At 54.5% G+C, this 16,845-nt stretch carries 16 protein-coding genes; 9 read left to right on the forward strand and 7 right to left on the reverse strand.

Annotation, left to right across the window (positions count from 1 at the left end; all coding sequences use genetic code 11):
- Positions 1–9: 9 nt before the first annotated feature.
- From rhmD to yfaU, 3 genes are read left to right on the forward strand one after another with little or no spacing between them, the layout of a single operon-like run.
- On the forward strand, positions 10–1,212 hold the full coding sequence (rhmD, locus tag K5Y30_RS21585) for an L-rhamnonate dehydratase (protein WP_222213323.1): 1,203 nt from the start codon (positions 10–12) through the stop codon (positions 1,210–1,212).
- 47 nt (positions 1,213–1,259) lie between these two features.
- A complete protein-coding gene (locus K5Y30_RS21590) occupies positions 1,260–2,546 on the forward strand; it encodes an MFS transporter (RefSeq protein ID WP_222213325.1) in 1,287 nt (428 codons plus the stop codon).
- A 13-nt stretch (positions 2,547–2,559) separates the two neighbouring features.
- On the forward strand, positions 2,560–3,360 hold the full coding sequence (gene yfaU, locus K5Y30_RS21595) for a 2-keto-3-deoxy-L-rhamnonate aldolase (protein ID WP_222213327.1): 801 nt from the start codon (positions 2,560–2,562) through the stop codon (positions 3,358–3,360).
- Positions 3,361–3,469: 109 nt separating this feature from the next.
- Here the strand turns inward: yfaU and K5Y30_RS21600 are convergent, their stop codons facing one another.
- Positions 3,470–3,961 (reverse strand): helix-turn-helix domain-containing protein, encoded by a 492-nt coding sequence (locus K5Y30_RS21600; protein ID WP_222213329.1) that lies wholly within the window; start codon positions 3,959–3,961, stop codon positions 3,470–3,472.
- Between the two features lie 317 nt (positions 3,962–4,278).
- Here K5Y30_RS21600 and K5Y30_RS21605 point away from each other — a divergent pair, with 317 nt between their 5' ends.
- Entirely contained in the window at positions 4,279–5,301 is a 1,023-nt protein-coding gene (locus tag K5Y30_RS21605) for an alpha/beta fold hydrolase (protein ID WP_222213331.1), read from the forward strand.
- 30 nt (positions 5,302–5,331) lie between these two features.
- Here K5Y30_RS21605 and K5Y30_RS21610 read toward each other — a convergent pair whose 3' ends face one another.
- The 3 genes from K5Y30_RS21610 to proP form a co-directional block, all read right to left on the reverse strand.
- Entirely contained in the window at positions 5,332–6,303 is a 972-nt protein-coding gene (locus tag K5Y30_RS21610) for a diguanylate cyclase (RefSeq protein ID WP_222213333.1), read from the reverse strand.
- A 109-nt stretch (positions 6,304–6,412) separates the two neighbouring features.
- Entirely contained in the window at positions 6,413–7,390 is a 978-nt protein-coding gene (gene hemB, locus K5Y30_RS21615; RefSeq protein WP_008108163.1) for a porphobilinogen synthase, read from the reverse strand.
- A gap of 116 nt (positions 7,391–7,506) precedes the next feature.
- Positions 7,507–9,012: a glycine betaine/L-proline transporter ProP gene (gene proP, locus K5Y30_RS21620; RefSeq protein WP_101762711.1), complete on the reverse strand. Its 1,506-nt coding sequence runs from the start codon at positions 9,010–9,012 to the stop codon at positions 7,507–7,509.
- A gap of 349 nt (positions 9,013–9,361) precedes the next feature.
- Here proP and K5Y30_RS21625 point away from each other — a divergent pair, with 349 nt between their 5' ends.
- The 3 genes from K5Y30_RS21625 to K5Y30_RS21635 all read left to right on the forward strand — a co-directional run bounded on the left by K5Y30_RS21625 (position 9,362) and on the right by K5Y30_RS21635 (position 11,216).
- On the forward strand, positions 9,362–10,162 hold the full coding sequence (locus K5Y30_RS21625; RefSeq protein ID WP_222213335.1) for a hypothetical protein: 801 nt from the start codon (positions 9,362–9,364) through the stop codon (positions 10,160–10,162).
- Positions 10,155–10,625, forward strand: coding sequence for a hypothetical protein (locus tag K5Y30_RS21630; protein ID WP_222186007.1), 471 nt, complete (start codon positions 10,155–10,157; stop codon positions 10,623–10,625). The genes K5Y30_RS21625 and K5Y30_RS21630 overlap by 8 nt, the downstream gene beginning before the upstream one ends.
- 111 nt (positions 10,626–10,736) lie before the next feature.
- Complete coding sequence (locus tag K5Y30_RS21635; protein WP_222213337.1) at positions 10,737–11,216, forward strand: hypothetical protein; 480 nt, start codon at positions 10,737–10,739, stop codon at positions 11,214–11,216.
- Here K5Y30_RS21635 and K5Y30_RS21640 read toward each other — a convergent pair.
- Together K5Y30_RS21640 and K5Y30_RS21645 are read right to left on the reverse strand one after the other, a co-directional pair.
- Complete coding sequence (locus K5Y30_RS21640) at positions 11,208–12,167, reverse strand: D-2-hydroxyacid dehydrogenase family protein (RefSeq protein ID WP_222213339.1); 960 nt, start codon at positions 12,165–12,167, stop codon at positions 11,208–11,210. The genes K5Y30_RS21635 and K5Y30_RS21640 overlap by 9 nt on opposite strands.
- Positions 12,142–13,746 (reverse strand): EAL domain-containing protein, encoded by a 1,605-nt coding sequence (locus K5Y30_RS21645; RefSeq protein WP_222186010.1) that lies wholly within the window; start codon positions 13,744–13,746, stop codon positions 12,142–12,144. Before K5Y30_RS21645 ends, K5Y30_RS21640 begins: the two co-directional genes overlap by 26 nt.
- Positions 13,747–13,973: 227 nt before the next feature.
- On the opposite strand from K5Y30_RS21645, the gene K5Y30_RS21650 reads away from it, so the two are divergent.
- Together K5Y30_RS21650 and K5Y30_RS21655 are read left to right on the forward strand one after the other, a co-directional pair.
- The gene (locus K5Y30_RS21650) at positions 13,974–14,738 is read left to right on the forward strand and encodes a class II aldolase/adducin family protein (protein WP_222186011.1); all 765 of its coding nucleotides are present in this window, start codon (positions 13,974–13,976) and stop codon (positions 14,736–14,738) included.
- Positions 14,739–14,749: 11 nt separating this feature from the next.
- Positions 14,750–15,694: an ABC transporter substrate-binding protein gene (locus K5Y30_RS21655; protein WP_222213341.1), complete on the forward strand. Its 945-nt coding sequence runs from the start codon at positions 14,750–14,752 to the stop codon at positions 15,692–15,694.
- 82 nt (positions 15,695–15,776) lie between these two features.
- On the opposite strand, the gene K5Y30_RS21660 is transcribed toward K5Y30_RS21655, so the two are convergent.
- Positions 15,777–16,823, reverse strand: coding sequence for an AI-2E family transporter (locus K5Y30_RS21660; protein ID WP_101762704.1), 1,047 nt, complete (start codon positions 16,821–16,823; stop codon positions 15,777–15,779).
- Positions 16,824–16,845: the final 22 nt, after the last annotated feature.

A 16,845-nucleotide genomic window follows, 5' to 3' on the forward strand; every position in this document is an offset into this window, starting at 1 on the left:
GAGAAGAGCATGTCCCTACCTAAAATTAAAACTGTCCGCGCCTACTTTGCCGGTGGCGCTACCGCTGATAAAGCGGCAGCTGGCGGCGATTATCACGATCAAGGTGCCAATCACTGGATTGACGACCACGTCGCCACGCCAATGAGCAAATACAAACAGTATGAGCAGTCGCGTCAATCCTTCGGCATTAACGTGTTAGGCACGCTGATAGTCGAAGTCGAAGCCGATAACGGTCAAACCGGTTTCGCCATTACCACCGGCGGCGAAATGGGCTGCTTCATCGTGGAAAAGCATCTGAATCGTTTCCTCGAAGGGCGCTGCGTTAGCGATATCAAACTGATTCACGACCAGATGATGAACGCCACCATGTATTACGCCGGATCGGGCGGCCTGGTGATGAACACCATTTCGTGCGTCGATTTGGCGCTGTGGGATCTGTTCGGCAAGGTTACTGATCTGCCGGTGTACAAACTGCTGGGCGGCGCGGTGCGCGATGAACTGCAGTTTTACGCCACCGGCGCGCGTCCGGATCTGGCGCAGCAGATGGGCTTTATCGGCGGCAAAATGGCGGTGCAGTGGGGACCGCACGATGGCGATGAAGGCATCCGTAAAGAGGTGGCGCGCATCGCTCACTATCGCGAAAGCTGCGGCCCGGATTTCTGGCTGATGCTCGATTGCTGGATGAGTCAGGACGTCAATTTCGCCACCAAACTGGCCCACGCCTGCGCGCCTTATAACGTTAAGTGGCTGGAGGAGTGTTTGCCGCCGCAACAGTTCGAAGGTTACGCACAGCTGAAACAGCAAGCGCCGCAAGGCATGTTGATCACCAGCGGCGAACATCACGGCACGCTGCAATCGTTCCGCACGCTGGCTGAAACCGGCATCGATATTTTGCAGCCCGACGTCGGTTGGTGCGGCGGCCTGACCACGCTGGTCGAAGTGGCGGCGCTGGCGAAATCTCGCGGCCAGCTGGTGGTGCCGCACGGCTCCTCGGTTTACTCGCATCACGCGGTGATCACCTTCACCAACAGTCCATTCAGTGAATTCCTGATGACCAGCCCGGATTGCAGCACGCTGCGCCCGCAGTTTGATCCGCTGCTGATCAACGAACCGGTGCCGGTTAACGGTCGCATGCACCAATCGGTGCTGGATAAACCGGGCTTCGGCGTGGAACTGAATCGCGATGGACTGAAGCGTCCTTATCAACACTAATCGCAGCGGCTGCGGCGACGCGTCGCAGCCCTGCGTGAGGGTTTACCATGGATAATCTGGTGTTAAGCGCGGTTAAAAAGAACCGCGCGCGTCTTATTCCTTTCATGTTGATGCTCTACGTGCTGGCGTTTCTCGACCGCGCCAACATTGGTTTCGCCAAAGAGGCGTATCAACTCGATACCGGCTTGAGTAACGAAGCTTACGCGTTAGGTGCTGGAATCTTCTTTGTGGTGTACGCGCTGCTCGGCGTACCCGCCAATTTGCTGATGCGACGCTTTGGCGCGCGCAGCTGGATTGGTGGCACCACGCTGCTGTGGGGATTTCTGTCGGCGGCGATGGCATTTGCTGATACCGAAGCCAAATTCCTGCTGGTGCGAACCTTGCTTGGCGCCGCTGAGGCGGGTTTCTTCCCCGGCATGATTTATCTGACCTCGCTGTGGTTCCCGCAACAGCAGCGCGCCAGCGTGATGGGGCTGTTTTATATGGGCGCGCCGCTGGCGTTGACGCTGGGTTCACCGCTTTCTGGTGCACTGCTGGAAATGCACGGCGTGCTGGGCCATCCCGGCTGGTTCTGGATGTTTATCATTGAAGGGTTGCTGGCGGTGGCGGCCGGTGTTTTCACCTTCAGCTATATCGACGACACGCCGGCACAAGCGCGTTTTCTCAGCGCCGAGGAGAAGCAGGCGCTGCAACGTCAGCTGGAGAGCGAAGAGCAGCAAAAACCGACTTCACATCTGCGTGATGCGCTGCGCAATGGTCGCGTCTGGCAGCTCGCCATCATCTATATGACCATCCAGATTGCGGTTTATGGCCTGATTTTCTTCCTGCCTTCTCAGGTCGCAGCGTTGTTGGGCACCAAAGTCGGTTTCCTCGCTTCGCTGGTAGCTGCGATTCCGTGGGTGGCCGCGCTGTTTGGCACCTGGCTGATTCCGCGTTATTCCGACCGCAGCGGCGAGCGTCGCCGGGTGGCGGCGTTCACCTTGCTGGCGGCTGCCGTCGGGATTGGTTTGTCCGGATTGGTTTCGCCGCTGTTAGCCATCATCGCGCTCAGCGTCGCGGCGGTGGGTTTTATTGCCGTGCAGCCGGTGTTCTGGACCATGCCGACGCAGCTGCTTTCAGGTACCGCGCTGGCCGCAGGTATCGGCTTCGTCAATTTGTTTGGCGCGGTAGGTGGTTTCCTCGCACCGCTGATTCGCGTAAATGCCGAGATGCAATTTAACAGCAGCGCCGCTGGATTGCTGGCGCTGGCGCTGATTGCCGCCATCGGTTCACTGATTATCCTCAGCCTGAAAGTGGAGCGTCAGTTGCCACACTCTCAGCAGCCAAGTCATTGATTAAGGAGAAGCTATGCAGGATCCGTTAAAGAATCCCTTTAAAGCCGGATTAGCCAAAGGCGAAACGCAGATTGGTTTGTGGCTGAGCAGCACATCGTCGTATCTGGCCGAAATTGCTGCCACCAGCGGCTACGACTGGTTATTGATTGATGGCGAACACGCACCGAATACCGTGCAGGATCTCTATCATCAGTTGCAGGCGGTTGCGCCGTACCGCAGCCAGCCGGTGATTCGTCCAATCGAATTCCAGACGGCGCTGATTAAGCAGGTGCTGGATATCGGTGCGCGCACCTTGCTGGTGCCGATGATCGATACCGCCGAACAGGCGCAGGCGCTGGTGAAGGCGACGCGCTATCCGCCTTTGGGCACGCGCGGCGTTGGCGCAGGCGTGGCGCGGGCGGCCCGTTGGGGGCGCGTGGAAAATTATATGGCGCGCGCCAATGAAGAGTTATGCCTGCTGATTCAGGCCGAGAGCAAAACGGCGATTGATAATCTCGATGCGTTGCTGGAAGTGGAGGGCGTTGACGGAGTATTTATTGGTCCGGCAGATTTGTCCGCCTCATTAGGTTATCCCGATAATGCGGCGCATCCTGAAGTGCAAAAGGTCATTGAGCACAGTATTAAACGTATTCGCAGCGCAGGAAAAGCGGCCGGTTTTCTGGCGGTTAATCTGGAGATGGCGGAACGCGCCATCACTTGGGGAGCTAATTTCGTTGCCGTCGGCGTGGATACCATGCTGTATACCGATGCGCTGGATAATCGGCTCGCGCATTTTAAAAAGAGCGTAAATGCGCTGAATAAATCGAGTTACTAATTGAGAAACGGATGGTATGCCATCCGTTTCTATTCAATTAAAGCGTTCATGAATTGGAATGAAGAAGTCTGTTGGCGTCAAATGGCGCCAAAAAAGAGTCAATTATTTATCAACGCATCGCACAACCAATTTGCGGCATATATTTATCGTTACCTACCGCGGGCGTGATAATTGCTTTATTGCGTTCCGTGGCGTCAAATCCCGCCTGACGGCAAAGCACACAGGGATCGCTACTTTCACGCATTGCAAGTTTGGCTTTCTCATCCAGCTGGCGCTTACGGCAATAAAGAGGCGTGCAGCCCAGCACATGTTTAAATGAGCGCGTGAAAGATTGTTGGCTTTCAAAATGATATTTCACTGCCAGGCTGATAATTGGCACATTGCTGTCTTTTAAGTCATTAATGCAATGAGCCAGTTTCTTTTTTCGGATGTAGCGTGCCAGCGTCTCATTGTGATAACGGGCGAAGAGTTTCTGTAAATACCATTTTGAATAGCCAGACTTCAGTGCAATATCATCAATAGTTAAACGTTGATCCAGATTAGCCATAATCCATTCGGTTACCGAATCAATTACCCCTTCATTATATTTTTGCTGTGTCATCGTAGTCCTCCATTAACAATGGCAGAGTGTAATTTAATTAATCTTTCCAATCTGCAATTAATGTAAAGTTTTCTGATTGTTTGGTTGTTTTGTTATTTGTCATCAAGACCGGTCTTGTTTTTCGTGAATTTAAACGTTTGCATGTTGTGGTAGTGTTGAGTATTTATCGTAATAACGGGCGTTATTATTAACTCAAATTTTTCATCGCTTCACGGCGCTTAATAGTAAAAGGCATGCTTTCTGGCGGCACACCTCATCAATACTTAATGCGGATTAACGTGCCACACTGAAGGTTTTCACTCTTAAGGAATGGCTACATGTGTTTTATTTTCAAGCCAAAACAATCACTTGCCGTGATTCTGGCATCAGTGGCGTTAGGCGCTGTTGCTCCGGCGCTCGCCGCCAATGTGTATGGTGAACAGCTCGAAGGCTTTAACTATCCCTATCCGCTGCAGCACTTTAACCTCTCCTCGCAGCAGCAAGCGCTGAGTATGGGTTATATGGATGTCAAACCTACGCAGCAGGCCAACGGTGAAACCGTGGTGTTGATGCACGGCAAGAACTTCTGTGGCGCAACCTGGGATGACACCATCAAAGCGCTGAGCCAGAAAGGGTATCGCGTCATCGCGCCAGATCAGATTGGCTTCTGCAGCTCAACTAAACCAGCTAACTATCAATACAGCTTCCAGCAACTGGCACAGAACACCCATCAACTGTTGCGGCAGCTGGGTATCGACAACGCCATTATGGTTGGGCATTCCACCGGCGGCATGCTGGCGACGCGCTATGCGCTGATGTATCCCAAGCAAACGCAGAAGTTGGTGCTGGTCAATCCCATTGGCTTAGAAGACTGGAAAGCCAAAGGCGCGCCGTGGCGCTCGCTGGATCAGTGGTATCAGCGTGAACTGAAGCTGGATGCGGCGGGCATCAAGAAATATGAACAGCAGACATATTACAGCGGCCAGTGGAAGCCGGAGTATGACAAGTGGGTTGATATGCTGGCCGGGCTAAACAACGGGCCGGGCCACAAGAAAGTGGCGTGGAACTCGGCGTTAATCTACGACATGATTTTTACTCAGCCGGTGTATTACGAGTTTAAAGATCTGCGTGTGCCAACCACGTTGATGATCGGCACCGCAGATACCACGGCGATTGGCAGCGATATCGCGTCACCGGAAGTGAAGGCAAAACTCGGACATTACAACGTGCTGGGCAAGCAGGTGACGCAGCTGATTCCCGGCGCACGCTTAATCGAATTCCCTGGTATGGGACACGCGCCGCAGATGGAAGAACCGCAGAAGTTTAATCAGACATTGATTGACGCTTTGGCTGACAATTAACCGTAGGGTCGCCATTTATGGCGACCAACATCAACTCAGCTTCTTTTTCCCGTTCTTAGCGGCGTACATCCGTTCGTCGCTGTCTTCCAGTAGCTGTTCCAGCGATTGCGGATGATCGGGATCGAACTCAACAATGCCCGATGAGAAATGCAGGGCGTAACGCCGCTCCAGATTCTGGGTTTGCTGTTGCAGGAAACCATCAAAGCGCGCCAACACGCCTTCGGCATCGGCTTGCTGCAAGCCATTAAAGAGCACAACAAACTCATCGCCGCCCAAACGGGCAAAGATATCCGCGTGGCGGAAACTCACCTTCATGGCGTCGGCAAAGTCCATCAGTGCGCGGTCGCCCTCGCGATGGCCGAGCGTATCGTTGATGGCTTTAAAGCGATCGAGATCGAGGAAAGTCAGGCTGGCCGGTAACTGTTTTACCTGGCACTCATTCAGCGCCAACTGGCCGAGCGTCATAAAGCCGCGGCGGTTGGTGATTTGCGTCAGTTCATCGGACGTTGCGGTTTGGAACGCCACCAGCTCCGCTTCCGCCATTGCGGCTAAATCACGCAAGGTGTGGATATCGTCCGCATCGAACTGGCGCGCATGGTGATCGATAATGCACAGCGTACCGACTTTCGCACCGGCCGGCGTGCGCAGCGGGCAACCGGCGTAGAAACGCACCGGATTTTCAGCATTTTTAACCAGCGGATTATCGTAGAAGCGTTCATCATCAAGCGCGTTTTCCACCACCATCACATCATCCTGCAGCACGGCATGGCCACAAAAAGAGGTATTGCGCGGTGCGGTGGTATCGCTTGAACCCGCGACGGATTTGAACCACTGATGGTCCTCTTCCAGCAGGCTGACCAGCGCGACGGGTACGCCAAACAAACGACGGGCAAGGCGGGTTAAACGGTCGAAACGCTCTTCGGCAGGCGTGTGCAGAATGTTGAGCGCACGTAACTGGGCCAGACGATGTGACTCGTCCGCAGGCAGTGCAGGTGCTTTCATCGCGTTACTCTTATTAATTATGGAATTACAGAAACACTGGTGTTTGTGCCACAAAGGCTGAAAGCGCCTGGCAACGGTATGCGATGTCCGATGCCAGGCGTAACGATAATCAGAGCACTTTTTGCTCAGCGAGATCAAGGGCAAAATAGCTGAAAATGAGATCCGCGCCGGCACGTTTTATCGCGCCAAGGCTTTCCAGAACCACATTACGTTCGTCGATGGCACCCGCCTGCGCGGCGAATTTGATCATCGCATACTCACCGCTCACCTGGTACGCCGCCAGCGGCAGCGTGGTGCGTTCGCGGATATCGCGCAGGATATCGAGGTAAGCGCCAGCCGGTTTTACCATCAGAGAATCTGCACCTTCCGCTTCATCAAGCAGCGACTCGCGCAGCGCTTCACGGCGGTTCATCGGATTCATCTGGTAAGTCTTACGATCGCCCTTCAGCGCGGTGCCTGCGGCCTCACGGAACGGGCCGTAGAAGGAGGAGGCGAACTTCGTCGAGTACGACATGATGGCGGTATCGGTGAAGCCTGCGGCGTCGAGCGCCTGGCGAATGGCTTTCACCTGACCATCCATCGCGGCAGAAGGAGCGATAAAGTCTGCGCCGGCTTGTGCCGCAACCACGGCTTGCTTGCCGAGGTTGATCAGCGTTTGGTCGTTATCGACGCCGTGATCGCACAGCACGCCGCAATGGCCGTGGCTGGTGTATTCGCAGAAGCAGGTATCAGACATCACGATCATTTCTGGCACGGTGTCTTTGCAGATACGTGACATACGCGCCACTAAACCGTTTTCATTCCAGGCATCGCTGCCGGTGGCGTCGGTGTGGTGGGAAATACCGAAGGTCATCACTGAACGAATGCCGGCTTTGGCGATACGTTCGATCTCATAGGCTAAACGTTTCTCGGGGATACGCACCACGCCCGGCATGGCGTTAATGGGCACATAATCGTCCACGCCTTCTTCAACGAAAATCGGCAGTGCCAAATCGTTGATGCTTAGGTTGGATTCCTGGAACATTTCGCGCATTGACGCGCTTTTGCGCAGCCTTCTTGGGCGCTGGATCAGATTAAATTCAGACATGCTCTACAACTTATACAGGTTAAAAAAGTGGCAATAGTTTACCCCTTTTCGCGGCTGTGCATGAAGGATTGTGTGCGGAAACTAAAACTCCCGCCGGGCGGCGGGAGTAGGGAAGATTACTCGTTGATGTCCGGATGCTGCTGCACCAGGTTTTTACGTTTCGCCTCAAGCTTGGCGATCTCGTCATCAATATCTTCGATTTTCTGCTCGATGTTGTCGTGATGCTCCTGCAGGATCTCACGTGCTTCATCCATGTCCGACGCGGCTGGCGTGGCACCGCGCAGCGGCTTGTTGGCGGTCTCTTTCATGAAGATACCGGTAATCAAACCAATCACCGCGACAACCATCAGGTAGTAAGCCGGCATATACAGATTGTTGGTGGCTTCCACTAAATAAGCAGCGAATGTCGGCGTTAGACCGGCAATCAGTACCGAAATATTGAAGGCACTTGCCAATGCGCTGTAGCGAATGTGGGTTGGGAACATCGCAGGTAGCGAGGATGCCATTACACCGGTAAAGGCGTTTAAGATCACAGCCATCAGCAACAGACCGGCAAAAATCAGACCCAGCACGCCACTGTTAATCAGCATAAAGGCCGGAATCGCGAAGGCAAACAGGGCGATACTGCCGATGATGACAAACGGACGACGGCCAAAGCGGTCACTCAGCATGCCCATTACTGGCTGCACAAACAACATACCCATCATGATAGCGATGATGATCAACACGCCGTGATCTTCCGAGTAGTGCAGGTTATGCGACAGGTAACTCGGCATGTAGGTCAGCAGCATGTAGTAGGTCACGTTGGTGGCAATCACCAGACCGATACAAGCCAACAGGCTTTTCCAGTGTTTGGTCGCGATCTCTTTAAACGACACTTTCGGGCCGTCGCGCAGACCTTCACGGTCGCCTTGTTCCAGCTTGTCAACGTGCTGCTGGAACGCCGGCGTTTCTTCCAGGGCATGACGCAGATACAAACCAATAATGCCCAGCGGCAGCGCGATAAAGAAGGGAATACGCCAGCCCCACTCAAGGAATTTCTCTTCACCGATAATGGTGGAGATCAGTACCACGACACCCGCACCCAGCACAAAACCGGCGATGGAGCCGAAATCAAGCCAGCTGCCCATAAAGCCGCGCTTACGGTCAGGAGAATACTCGGCAACAAAGATTGATGCGCCGGTGTATTCACCGCCGACCGAGAAGCCCTGCGCCATTTTTGCCAACAGCAGCAGGATCGGTGCCCAGATGCCAATGGAGGCATAAGAGGGTATCAAGCCGATACAGAAGGTACTGATCGACATGATAACGATGGTAATAGAAAGGATTTTCTGGCGACCATATTTATCGCCCAACATGCCGAAGAACAAACCACCGAGTGGACGAATCAGGAACGGAACCGAGAACGTACCCAGTGCAGCAATCATCTGTACACTTGGTGAAGCATCCGGGAAGAACACCTTACCCAGCGCGTAAGCCACAAAGCCATAAACACCAAAATCAAACCATTCCATCGCGTTGCCCAGCGAAGCTGCGGTAATGGCTTTACGTAAACGGGAGTCATCGATAATCGTGACATCATCAATCCCGATAGGTTTTACACGCTTCCTACGTAGTTTCATGCAGATACCCTGTATTGGAATTCGAAAAATCCTCAACGCTGCGGACTCAAACAATGCCAACAGTCCGCGGCGTTGAGAAAATTAAAGCATAGCCGGGAAATAACGCTTTTTCCCTGGCCTGCCGGGCAATTATTAGGGGGGTAATGATTGCCAACCGCGACAGAGTATACCGATTTAGTGTGATATTTGTCATGTTTTCACCATTAACTGCTTATTTTTTAGCTAATGCTGTGGCTTAAACGCGCCAAAAAAGCGGAGCGTAATCACGTTACAAGCTGCCGTGAGCGTGCGTCTTGTGGTGAAACTACATATACTTACGTAAGTTGCTTTTTTGGAAATCAGGTTTCATATGGCGCGCTTTGCTTTATTTGCCAAAAGTCTCTGTTTTGATGCCGACCAACAGGTGTTTTATCCCCTCAATTCTCCTGCACAACGCGTGGCATTAACGCCGCTGCAAAGTGCGGTGTTACGTCGTGTGTTAAATGCGCAGGGGAAACTGGTACGCAATCAGGCGCTGCATGTCCTGTTTCAGCGTGAACGCTCTGAGATACCCTTTGCCGATAGCCTCACCACGACGATTGCCGAGATTAACCGTCGGGCACTCCTTGCTCACGCACCGGGCGCCTTGATTCATCAGGTTCCGCTGATTGGCTGCGTGCTGGCGGAGCAGGTAGATGTTGAACCCTACAGTGACAGTGTGCCTATTGCAGCAAAGGTTGAGGCGCCTATTGACGCCCAGCCTGAACCGCTAGTACAGGCTGCGGTAGTAAAGAAAAAATCCTGGCTGTTGCGCGGATTGCTGGCGGGATTTTTGCTTTTTAATGTAGTGCTAGCGCTGGTCGCGCGCCACGAGTTAGCCCCGAGCGACCATCAAGGCACCAACTACAAATCTTACGGGCACGAAGCGAAAACGCAGGTGTTTATCGCGGAAAGTCTGATGCCGAACTCCTTTGCCGTCCAGGATGCCCTGCGCCGCTATCGCGACTTAAAACCGCGTCTGGCGGATGGTTCGATACCGTCACTGCTGTATATCAACCGGTCGCGCACGCGCGTGTTTACCAGCACATTTATCTGCGCCAGGCCGATGTCGCAAAAGAACAATGAGTGTCTATCGTGGATGGTATCTGCTCAGGAGTTACCCGATGCGTAAATCATTGCTCGTTATGGCCATTGTTGTTGCATTTATCTTGCCGTGGGCGTTGGTGCTACTGGTGCGTCCAGCCGAACCGGTGCCGGAATGGTGTGAATTTCCCTATCGTATCCAGAATGAAGCGATGCCGGCGGGCGTGATTAACGCCACAGTACGAAATCGCTTTAAAGCTGATGGCAGCGGCAGTTCAATCCTGACCGGCACCATTACGCTTCGCGATCGCCATTACCAGTTGAATCGGGTGTCTGATTATAGCTGGCATCGGCAGGGTGATTTTATGCTGGTGAATACGCATCAGGTGCAGATTATGGCCAATGATACGGTGCCTGCCGCACTCGCGGCACAGGTTCTTTTCACTTCAGGGCGGGAAGCGAATAATGATTTTTATCAGATGTATCAACTCCCCAATGGCGATCAAATAATCAATTATTCTGGTATGCCGCGGCTTTATTGCCATAGCTGAGAGTTGCGCAAATAAATAAGAAAAACTTACCATTAAGCGGGGCGGCAACCTCTGCTTGCCAGCTCCAAAACATTGGGTAATACTCTGCCGCCGTGCTTTGGTGGAGTGTTCATGTCGAGGATAAACGCCCAGTCTTTTAAGAATCCCTGGCTGTCGATGATCGACAGTGTAGAAAGCAATCTTATCAATCTTGTGCCTGCGGCACCGCGTACGGCTGCGGTTTCCAGCACCTCGACGGCGTGGATTAACTGTGGCGAGCGGGCAGATGCGCAGCTGGCATTATTGGTGCAACAACCCGATGAACTACTGCAGCGCCTGAAAAGCTGGCGTCAGGCCGGATTACTCTCCCGCCAGGCGACCGAGAGCTTGCGTCAGCTGCAACGGCTGACACAAACCAGCATCGCACGTAACCAACCCATCACGCAGCTTGATGAATATCAGCAATTAGTGGGACAGTTAACGCCGACGCTGGAGCGCATTAATCAACGTCTTAACGCCCAGCGCGATGTGCCGAATGGCGCGCTGGCGGAAGACAGCCTCGAAGTGGCGCTGCGTATTGCGGAAAAACGGCGCGCAGGCCGTTCAGAGTAGCGAGCGCAGCGGCGCACCCGTCAACCATCCCTGAATATCTTCCACCGCCTGCGTGAAGTAGGTGCGGTAATTGCTGTCGGCGACATAGCCGAGATGCGGCGTCGCCAGCACGTTCGGCAGCTGACGCAGCGGATGATCGGCGGGTAGCGGCTCCTGTTCAAACACATCCAATCCCGCACCGGCTAACTGACCCGACTGCAGTGCGGCGATCATCGCCTGTTGATCGACAATGCCGGCGCGCGAAGTATTAATCAGCAGCGCGCCGGGCTTCATCTGCGCCAGCGCCGCTGCATCAAGCAAATGGCGTGAGCGCTCGCTCAATACCAGATGAATTGACACCACATCGCTGCTACTGAGCAGCGCAGCCAGCGATGGCGAACGTTCTACACCACACTCGGCGGCGCGCTCGGCGGTTAGATTCTGGCTCCACGCACACACGCGCATCCCAAACGCCTGCGCCACTTTTGCCATCTCGCCGCCGATTTTACCCAGTCCGAGTAATCCCAGCGTTTTGCCCTGCAGGCTCATGCCTAAAGTGTGCTGCCACGCGCCGTTGCTGCGCAGCGCCTGATTCTCCGGCACGATATGGCGCGCCAGTCCCAGCAACAATCCCCACGTCAGTTCCAGTGGTGCCGCACTGCTGCTGGCGGTGCCACATACCGCGATATAGCGTTCCGCGCAGGCATGCAAATCAATGGAAGCATTACGCATGCCGGAGGTGACCACCATTTTCAGATTAGGCAAGCGGCCAATCAGCTCGGCGCTGAGCGGCGTGCGTTCGCGCATTACTACCAAAATATCAGCGTGGGCGATCTGCTTAACCAGTTCATCCTGGTCGGCGAGATGTTCAGTCAGGGAAGTGGTTTGCACAAGTGGGGCGAGCGATGCCCAATCGGCAAGCGACTGGGCGACGTTCTGGTAATCATCAAGAATGATGCAGTTCAGGCTCATGATGTTCCTCAACGAGAAGTGGCTTGTGCCCTTGCTCGCTGAGCCAGGCACGCAGCCGGTCATTATCCAGCGGACGGGCATAATAGTAGCCCTGAATAAATATCACACCACGCTGCCGCAGGTACTCAAATTGTGTTGCGGTCTCGACGCCTTCGCCGAGCACATCCAGTTCCAGCTTGTGGCACAAATTAATAATCGCGTCCAGCACCGGCGTTTCCACGTCGAGGCCTTCAATCGCATTGATAAAGCCGCGATCGATTTTCAAATAATCGAGCGGGAAGGTGAGCAGATAGGTCAGCGAACAGTGACCGGTGCCGAAATCATCGATCGCCACCTTCATGCCCTGCGCACGCAAATGACGCAGCTTACACGCCACCATTTCGCCATCTTCAATCAGGCTGCGTTCGGTCAGCTCCAGCGTAATAATCATATTTTTATCTTTAATGCGCGCTGCGAACTGCTCGATATCCGCTACAAAATCAGCATGTTGCAGATGTTCCGCTGCCAGATTCAGCCCGATGTGGAAACCGGGTTCGACCTGCCAGCTCTGAATATCTTCCGCCATCAACTCCAGCAAATGCTGTGTCAGCGGCACAATCATGCCTTCGGCTTCAGCGGCGCTGATAAAGATATCCGGGCGAATCATGTCGCCGTTGGGCCGCTGCCAGCGCAGCAAGGCTTCAGCGCCGGCGCAGGCGTGCAAGGTATTGCTGTAAACCGGCTGATAATGCACTGAGAACTGGCGGGCGCGGATGGCGCGGGCAATTTCATCGTGCCAGGAAATACGGCGACGCAGCCAGTTGGCGGTGAGGATCATCAGCAGAATCGAGAAAATCGCCGCCATCGGCAGGAAGATAAACAGCGCCTGACGCCAGGCTTTGAGCAGCTCAGAAGCCGGAACGGTTACATTAACGGTGATGGGATAGCGGCTGGAGTCGGCCTGAAAAGATTCACTTTTCATATACAGCTTTGGCTGCATGTCAGTCGGTCCGCTGGCAATCACCGCACCGCCACTAAATTGCAAGCTCATGTGGTAACCGCGTGAACCGCCAATGGCGTTCATGAAATCCATCAAATATTGGCCGTCGATGACCGCCCAAAAACCGCTGGTATCGGGAAGCTGACGCATAAACACCACCGCCGGACGATTCGGCACGCCAATGGTGCCGCGCACCGAAATGCTCCACCAGGCTTTGCCGGTTATCGGCGGCGGCTGCATCATCATCTCGGTCAAGGTGCCATGTCGCAGACCAAAGGCGGACGAGCAAGTAATGTCATTGCCTTTCAAAATCCCAATGGATCGAAAATAGGGATTGAGCGTACCGGCGCGCTGCAGCTGATCTTCGATTTTGGCACAAGGCTGGTACTGATACTGGCGCATCTCAGTGATCATATTCCAGGCGTTGTCACTCATCTTTTCAGCCTGAGTAATCAAGGTATTGGCGGTTGAGATCTGCTGTTGGCTGACGGTGTGGCGCGCTTCGATGGCCGTACAAAGGATGCCGAGCACCAACGGCAGCAACCCGGCACAAACGATTAAGACCCAATCAAAATCGTGATGTCGTTTTTTCAGTGGCACCAGACAATCCTCAGTCGGTTTAAGCTGCGCTTGCGGCGTCAGCAGCATACCATTTTCACAGGGCTGTGTAGGGTAGCGATTTAAGATTAAACCGGTCTGATACAGGTCAATGATCAATCTCACTTTGCGTTTAATGACAATGTTTTGCCGTTATTGGCATTTCCCAGCGGCAAAAACGCTATGCCACGATGTTAGGTAAGCACATTGACCTGAAATGAGGAGCGGAAATGAGCACGGAAACCCTGGATGTCACATCACTACGGCAGCGCATCAGCGAAGGCGAATGGCAGGCGCGTACCAAGCTGGCGCAGGCTTATCATCTGGCGGCGAAGCTACGCTGGACCGACCATATTTACACCCACTTTTCCCTGCGCGTACCGGGCGATCAGCCGCACTTTCTTATCAACGCTTTCGGGCAAACCTTCGATGAAATCCAGGCGGAAACGCTGGTAAAAATCGACATCGACGGCAATATTATCGACGACCCAACCGGGCTGGGAATTAACCTTGCCGGATTTGTTATTCACAGTGCGATTCACCGCGCGCGGCCAGATGCCCATGCGGTGCTGCACACCCACACCGCGGCCGGCATTGGCGTTTCGGCACAGCGAAACGGCTTGCTGATGATTTCGCAACACAGCACGCGTTTCCATAATCGCCTCGGCTATCACGATTACGAAGGTATCGCGCTGGATCTCGACGAGCAGCAGCGCATCGTTGCCGATCTCGGCGATCTTAACGCGCTGATCCTGCGCAATCACGGCCTGCTGACCAGTGGCGGCAGCATTGAAGAAGCTTTCTACAACCTCTATTACCTCGAACGCGCCTGCCAGGCACAGTTGGCGGCACAATCGGGCGGCGCAGATCTGATCATTCTGCCGGACGCCGTTTCCGAGAAAGCCGCGCAGGCGTTTGATAACAGCATTCGCAATCGCAAATATCAGCTGCACTGGGATGCTTACATCCGCCAGCTCAACCGCAACGCACTCTGAGAATCTCCCCGATGAAATGGCTGAAACCGGTAATTTCTGCGCTGCTGCTGTGCGCGGCGTTTGGCAGTCAGGCGGCGCCTGATTTGAGTAAAGTCACGCTGGTGCTGGGCGATCAGGCGCGCAATCTGCGTTCGCTAATTGAAGCGGCAGATGTGATGAAAGACGCGCCTTATCAATATCGCTGGGCGAATTTCCAGGGCGCGGCGCCACTGTTTGAAGCGCAGCGCGCCGGCGCGGTGGACACCTCGTACGCCGGTGATTTGCCGGTGCTGATGGCGGCGTCGGGCGGCGTGCCGCTGAAGATCATCGCCACCAACGTCGGTGACGCCGGTTCGAACGGGCTGATCGTCCCTGCCGATTCGCCGATCCACAGCGTGAAAGATTTGGCTGGCAAGCAGGTTGTTGTCTCGTCGGCGCGCGGCAGTATCTCGCAGCACTTGCTGTATGAGGCGTTGGAAGAGGCGAAAGTGCCGCGTGATACGGTGCCGGTGCGTTTTGTGCTGCCAACCGACGCCAGCGCGGCGTTTAACTCCGGGCAGATTGCCGCATGGGCGACCTTCGATCCCTATTTAGGCATTGCGGAAAAACATGGCGCGCGTCTGCTGCGTGACGGCAAAGGGCTGACAACCGCGCTGTCGTTTGTCACCGCCACGCAAAGCTCGCTCGACGATCCCGCCAAGCGCGCGGCGATTGCGGATTTCACCCATCGTCTGGCCAAAGCGCGCGAATGGGCGCTGGCGCATCCGCAGCAGTATAACGAGGTGTATGCGCAGTTAACGCGCCTGCAACCGGCGGACGCGCAGCAGATTACTGCGCGTATTTCCCACGGCGTGCGTGGCGTGACGCCAGATGATGTGGCGAAGGTGCAGAAGGTGTCGGACTTGTTCAGCGAGTTGAATATCCTGCCAAACAAAGTCGATGTGCAGGCGATTACCGATAACAGCGTGTTTCAATAAGCGGCGTAGGGTCGCCATTCATGGCGACCTGGTGCGCATAAATGCGCACCCTACGAAAACCAGCATTACGGCGACCTGGTTATTACCGCGCCCGTTTGCCCGGCCGTCCATTACCCAACATAATCGCCAATCGGCTTCCGCCCGGCGTGGTTTCCATCAAAATCTTGGTCACGCTGGTGAGCGGCACCGACAGCAACATGCCGACCGGACCCAGCAGCCAGCCCCAGAAAATCAACGACAGAAACACCACCAGCGTCGAGAGTCCCAGCCCGCGCCCCATCAATCTTGGCTCCAGCATGTTGCCGAACACCATATGAATCGCGCTGAACAGCGCCGCCACCAGCATGGCGTCATAAATATCATTTAACACCAGCGCCTGAATAAATGGCGGAATACCGGCGATGATCGGGCCAATGTTGGGGATGAAATTAAGGATGAACGCCACCACGCCCCAGAACAGCGCGAATTTCACGCCGAGCAGCAGCAGCGACAGCCAAACGGCCACGCCGGTAATCAAACTCACCAGGGTTTTCAGTGCCAGATAGTGCGTCACACCTTTCAGCGCGCGGTGCAGACCGGCGATGCGGATTTGTGGATTAACCATCGCATTGCGCATCTTGTACGGCAGATGACGCACTTCAAACAGCATAAACACCACGGTGAGGATCAGCAGCAGGACGTTGGTCATCGCGCCGGACAGCTGTTTTAGCACCGATGTTGCCATGTCCATCACCACGTTGGGATCGAGGCGCGCAGCCAGCGCTTCGGTAGAGATGTTGATATGAAAACGCGCGGCAAAATGTTGCACCACCGCCAGTTTCTGCTCCAGCATGGCGCGGATTTGCGGATAGGTATCGCTGAAGTCACTGGCCGAGCTGGCGAGTACAGCAATGAGTAACAGTACGACGATAAAAATCACGGTGATCACCAGCGTAATCGCCAGGCCACGTTTGACGCCGCGTCGCATTAGCATCGTAACCAGCGGATTGAGCACAATAGCTAAAAAGCTGGCGAGTAAGAAGGGCACCAGAATGTCCGAGGCGGCGCGAATGCCCGCCAGAATAATCACCAGCATCGCCAGTTTTACCAGGATGTTCTGGCCAATTTTTTCCTGAAGCAGGTTATTCATTCTCTCTCCTGAGACAAAATTT

Origin of the sequence: Pantoea sp. DY-5 (assembly GCF_019795955.1) — a bacterium.
GTDB classification, from domain to species: Bacteria; Pseudomonadota; Gammaproteobacteria; order Enterobacterales; family Enterobacteriaceae; genus Pantoea; species Pantoea leporis.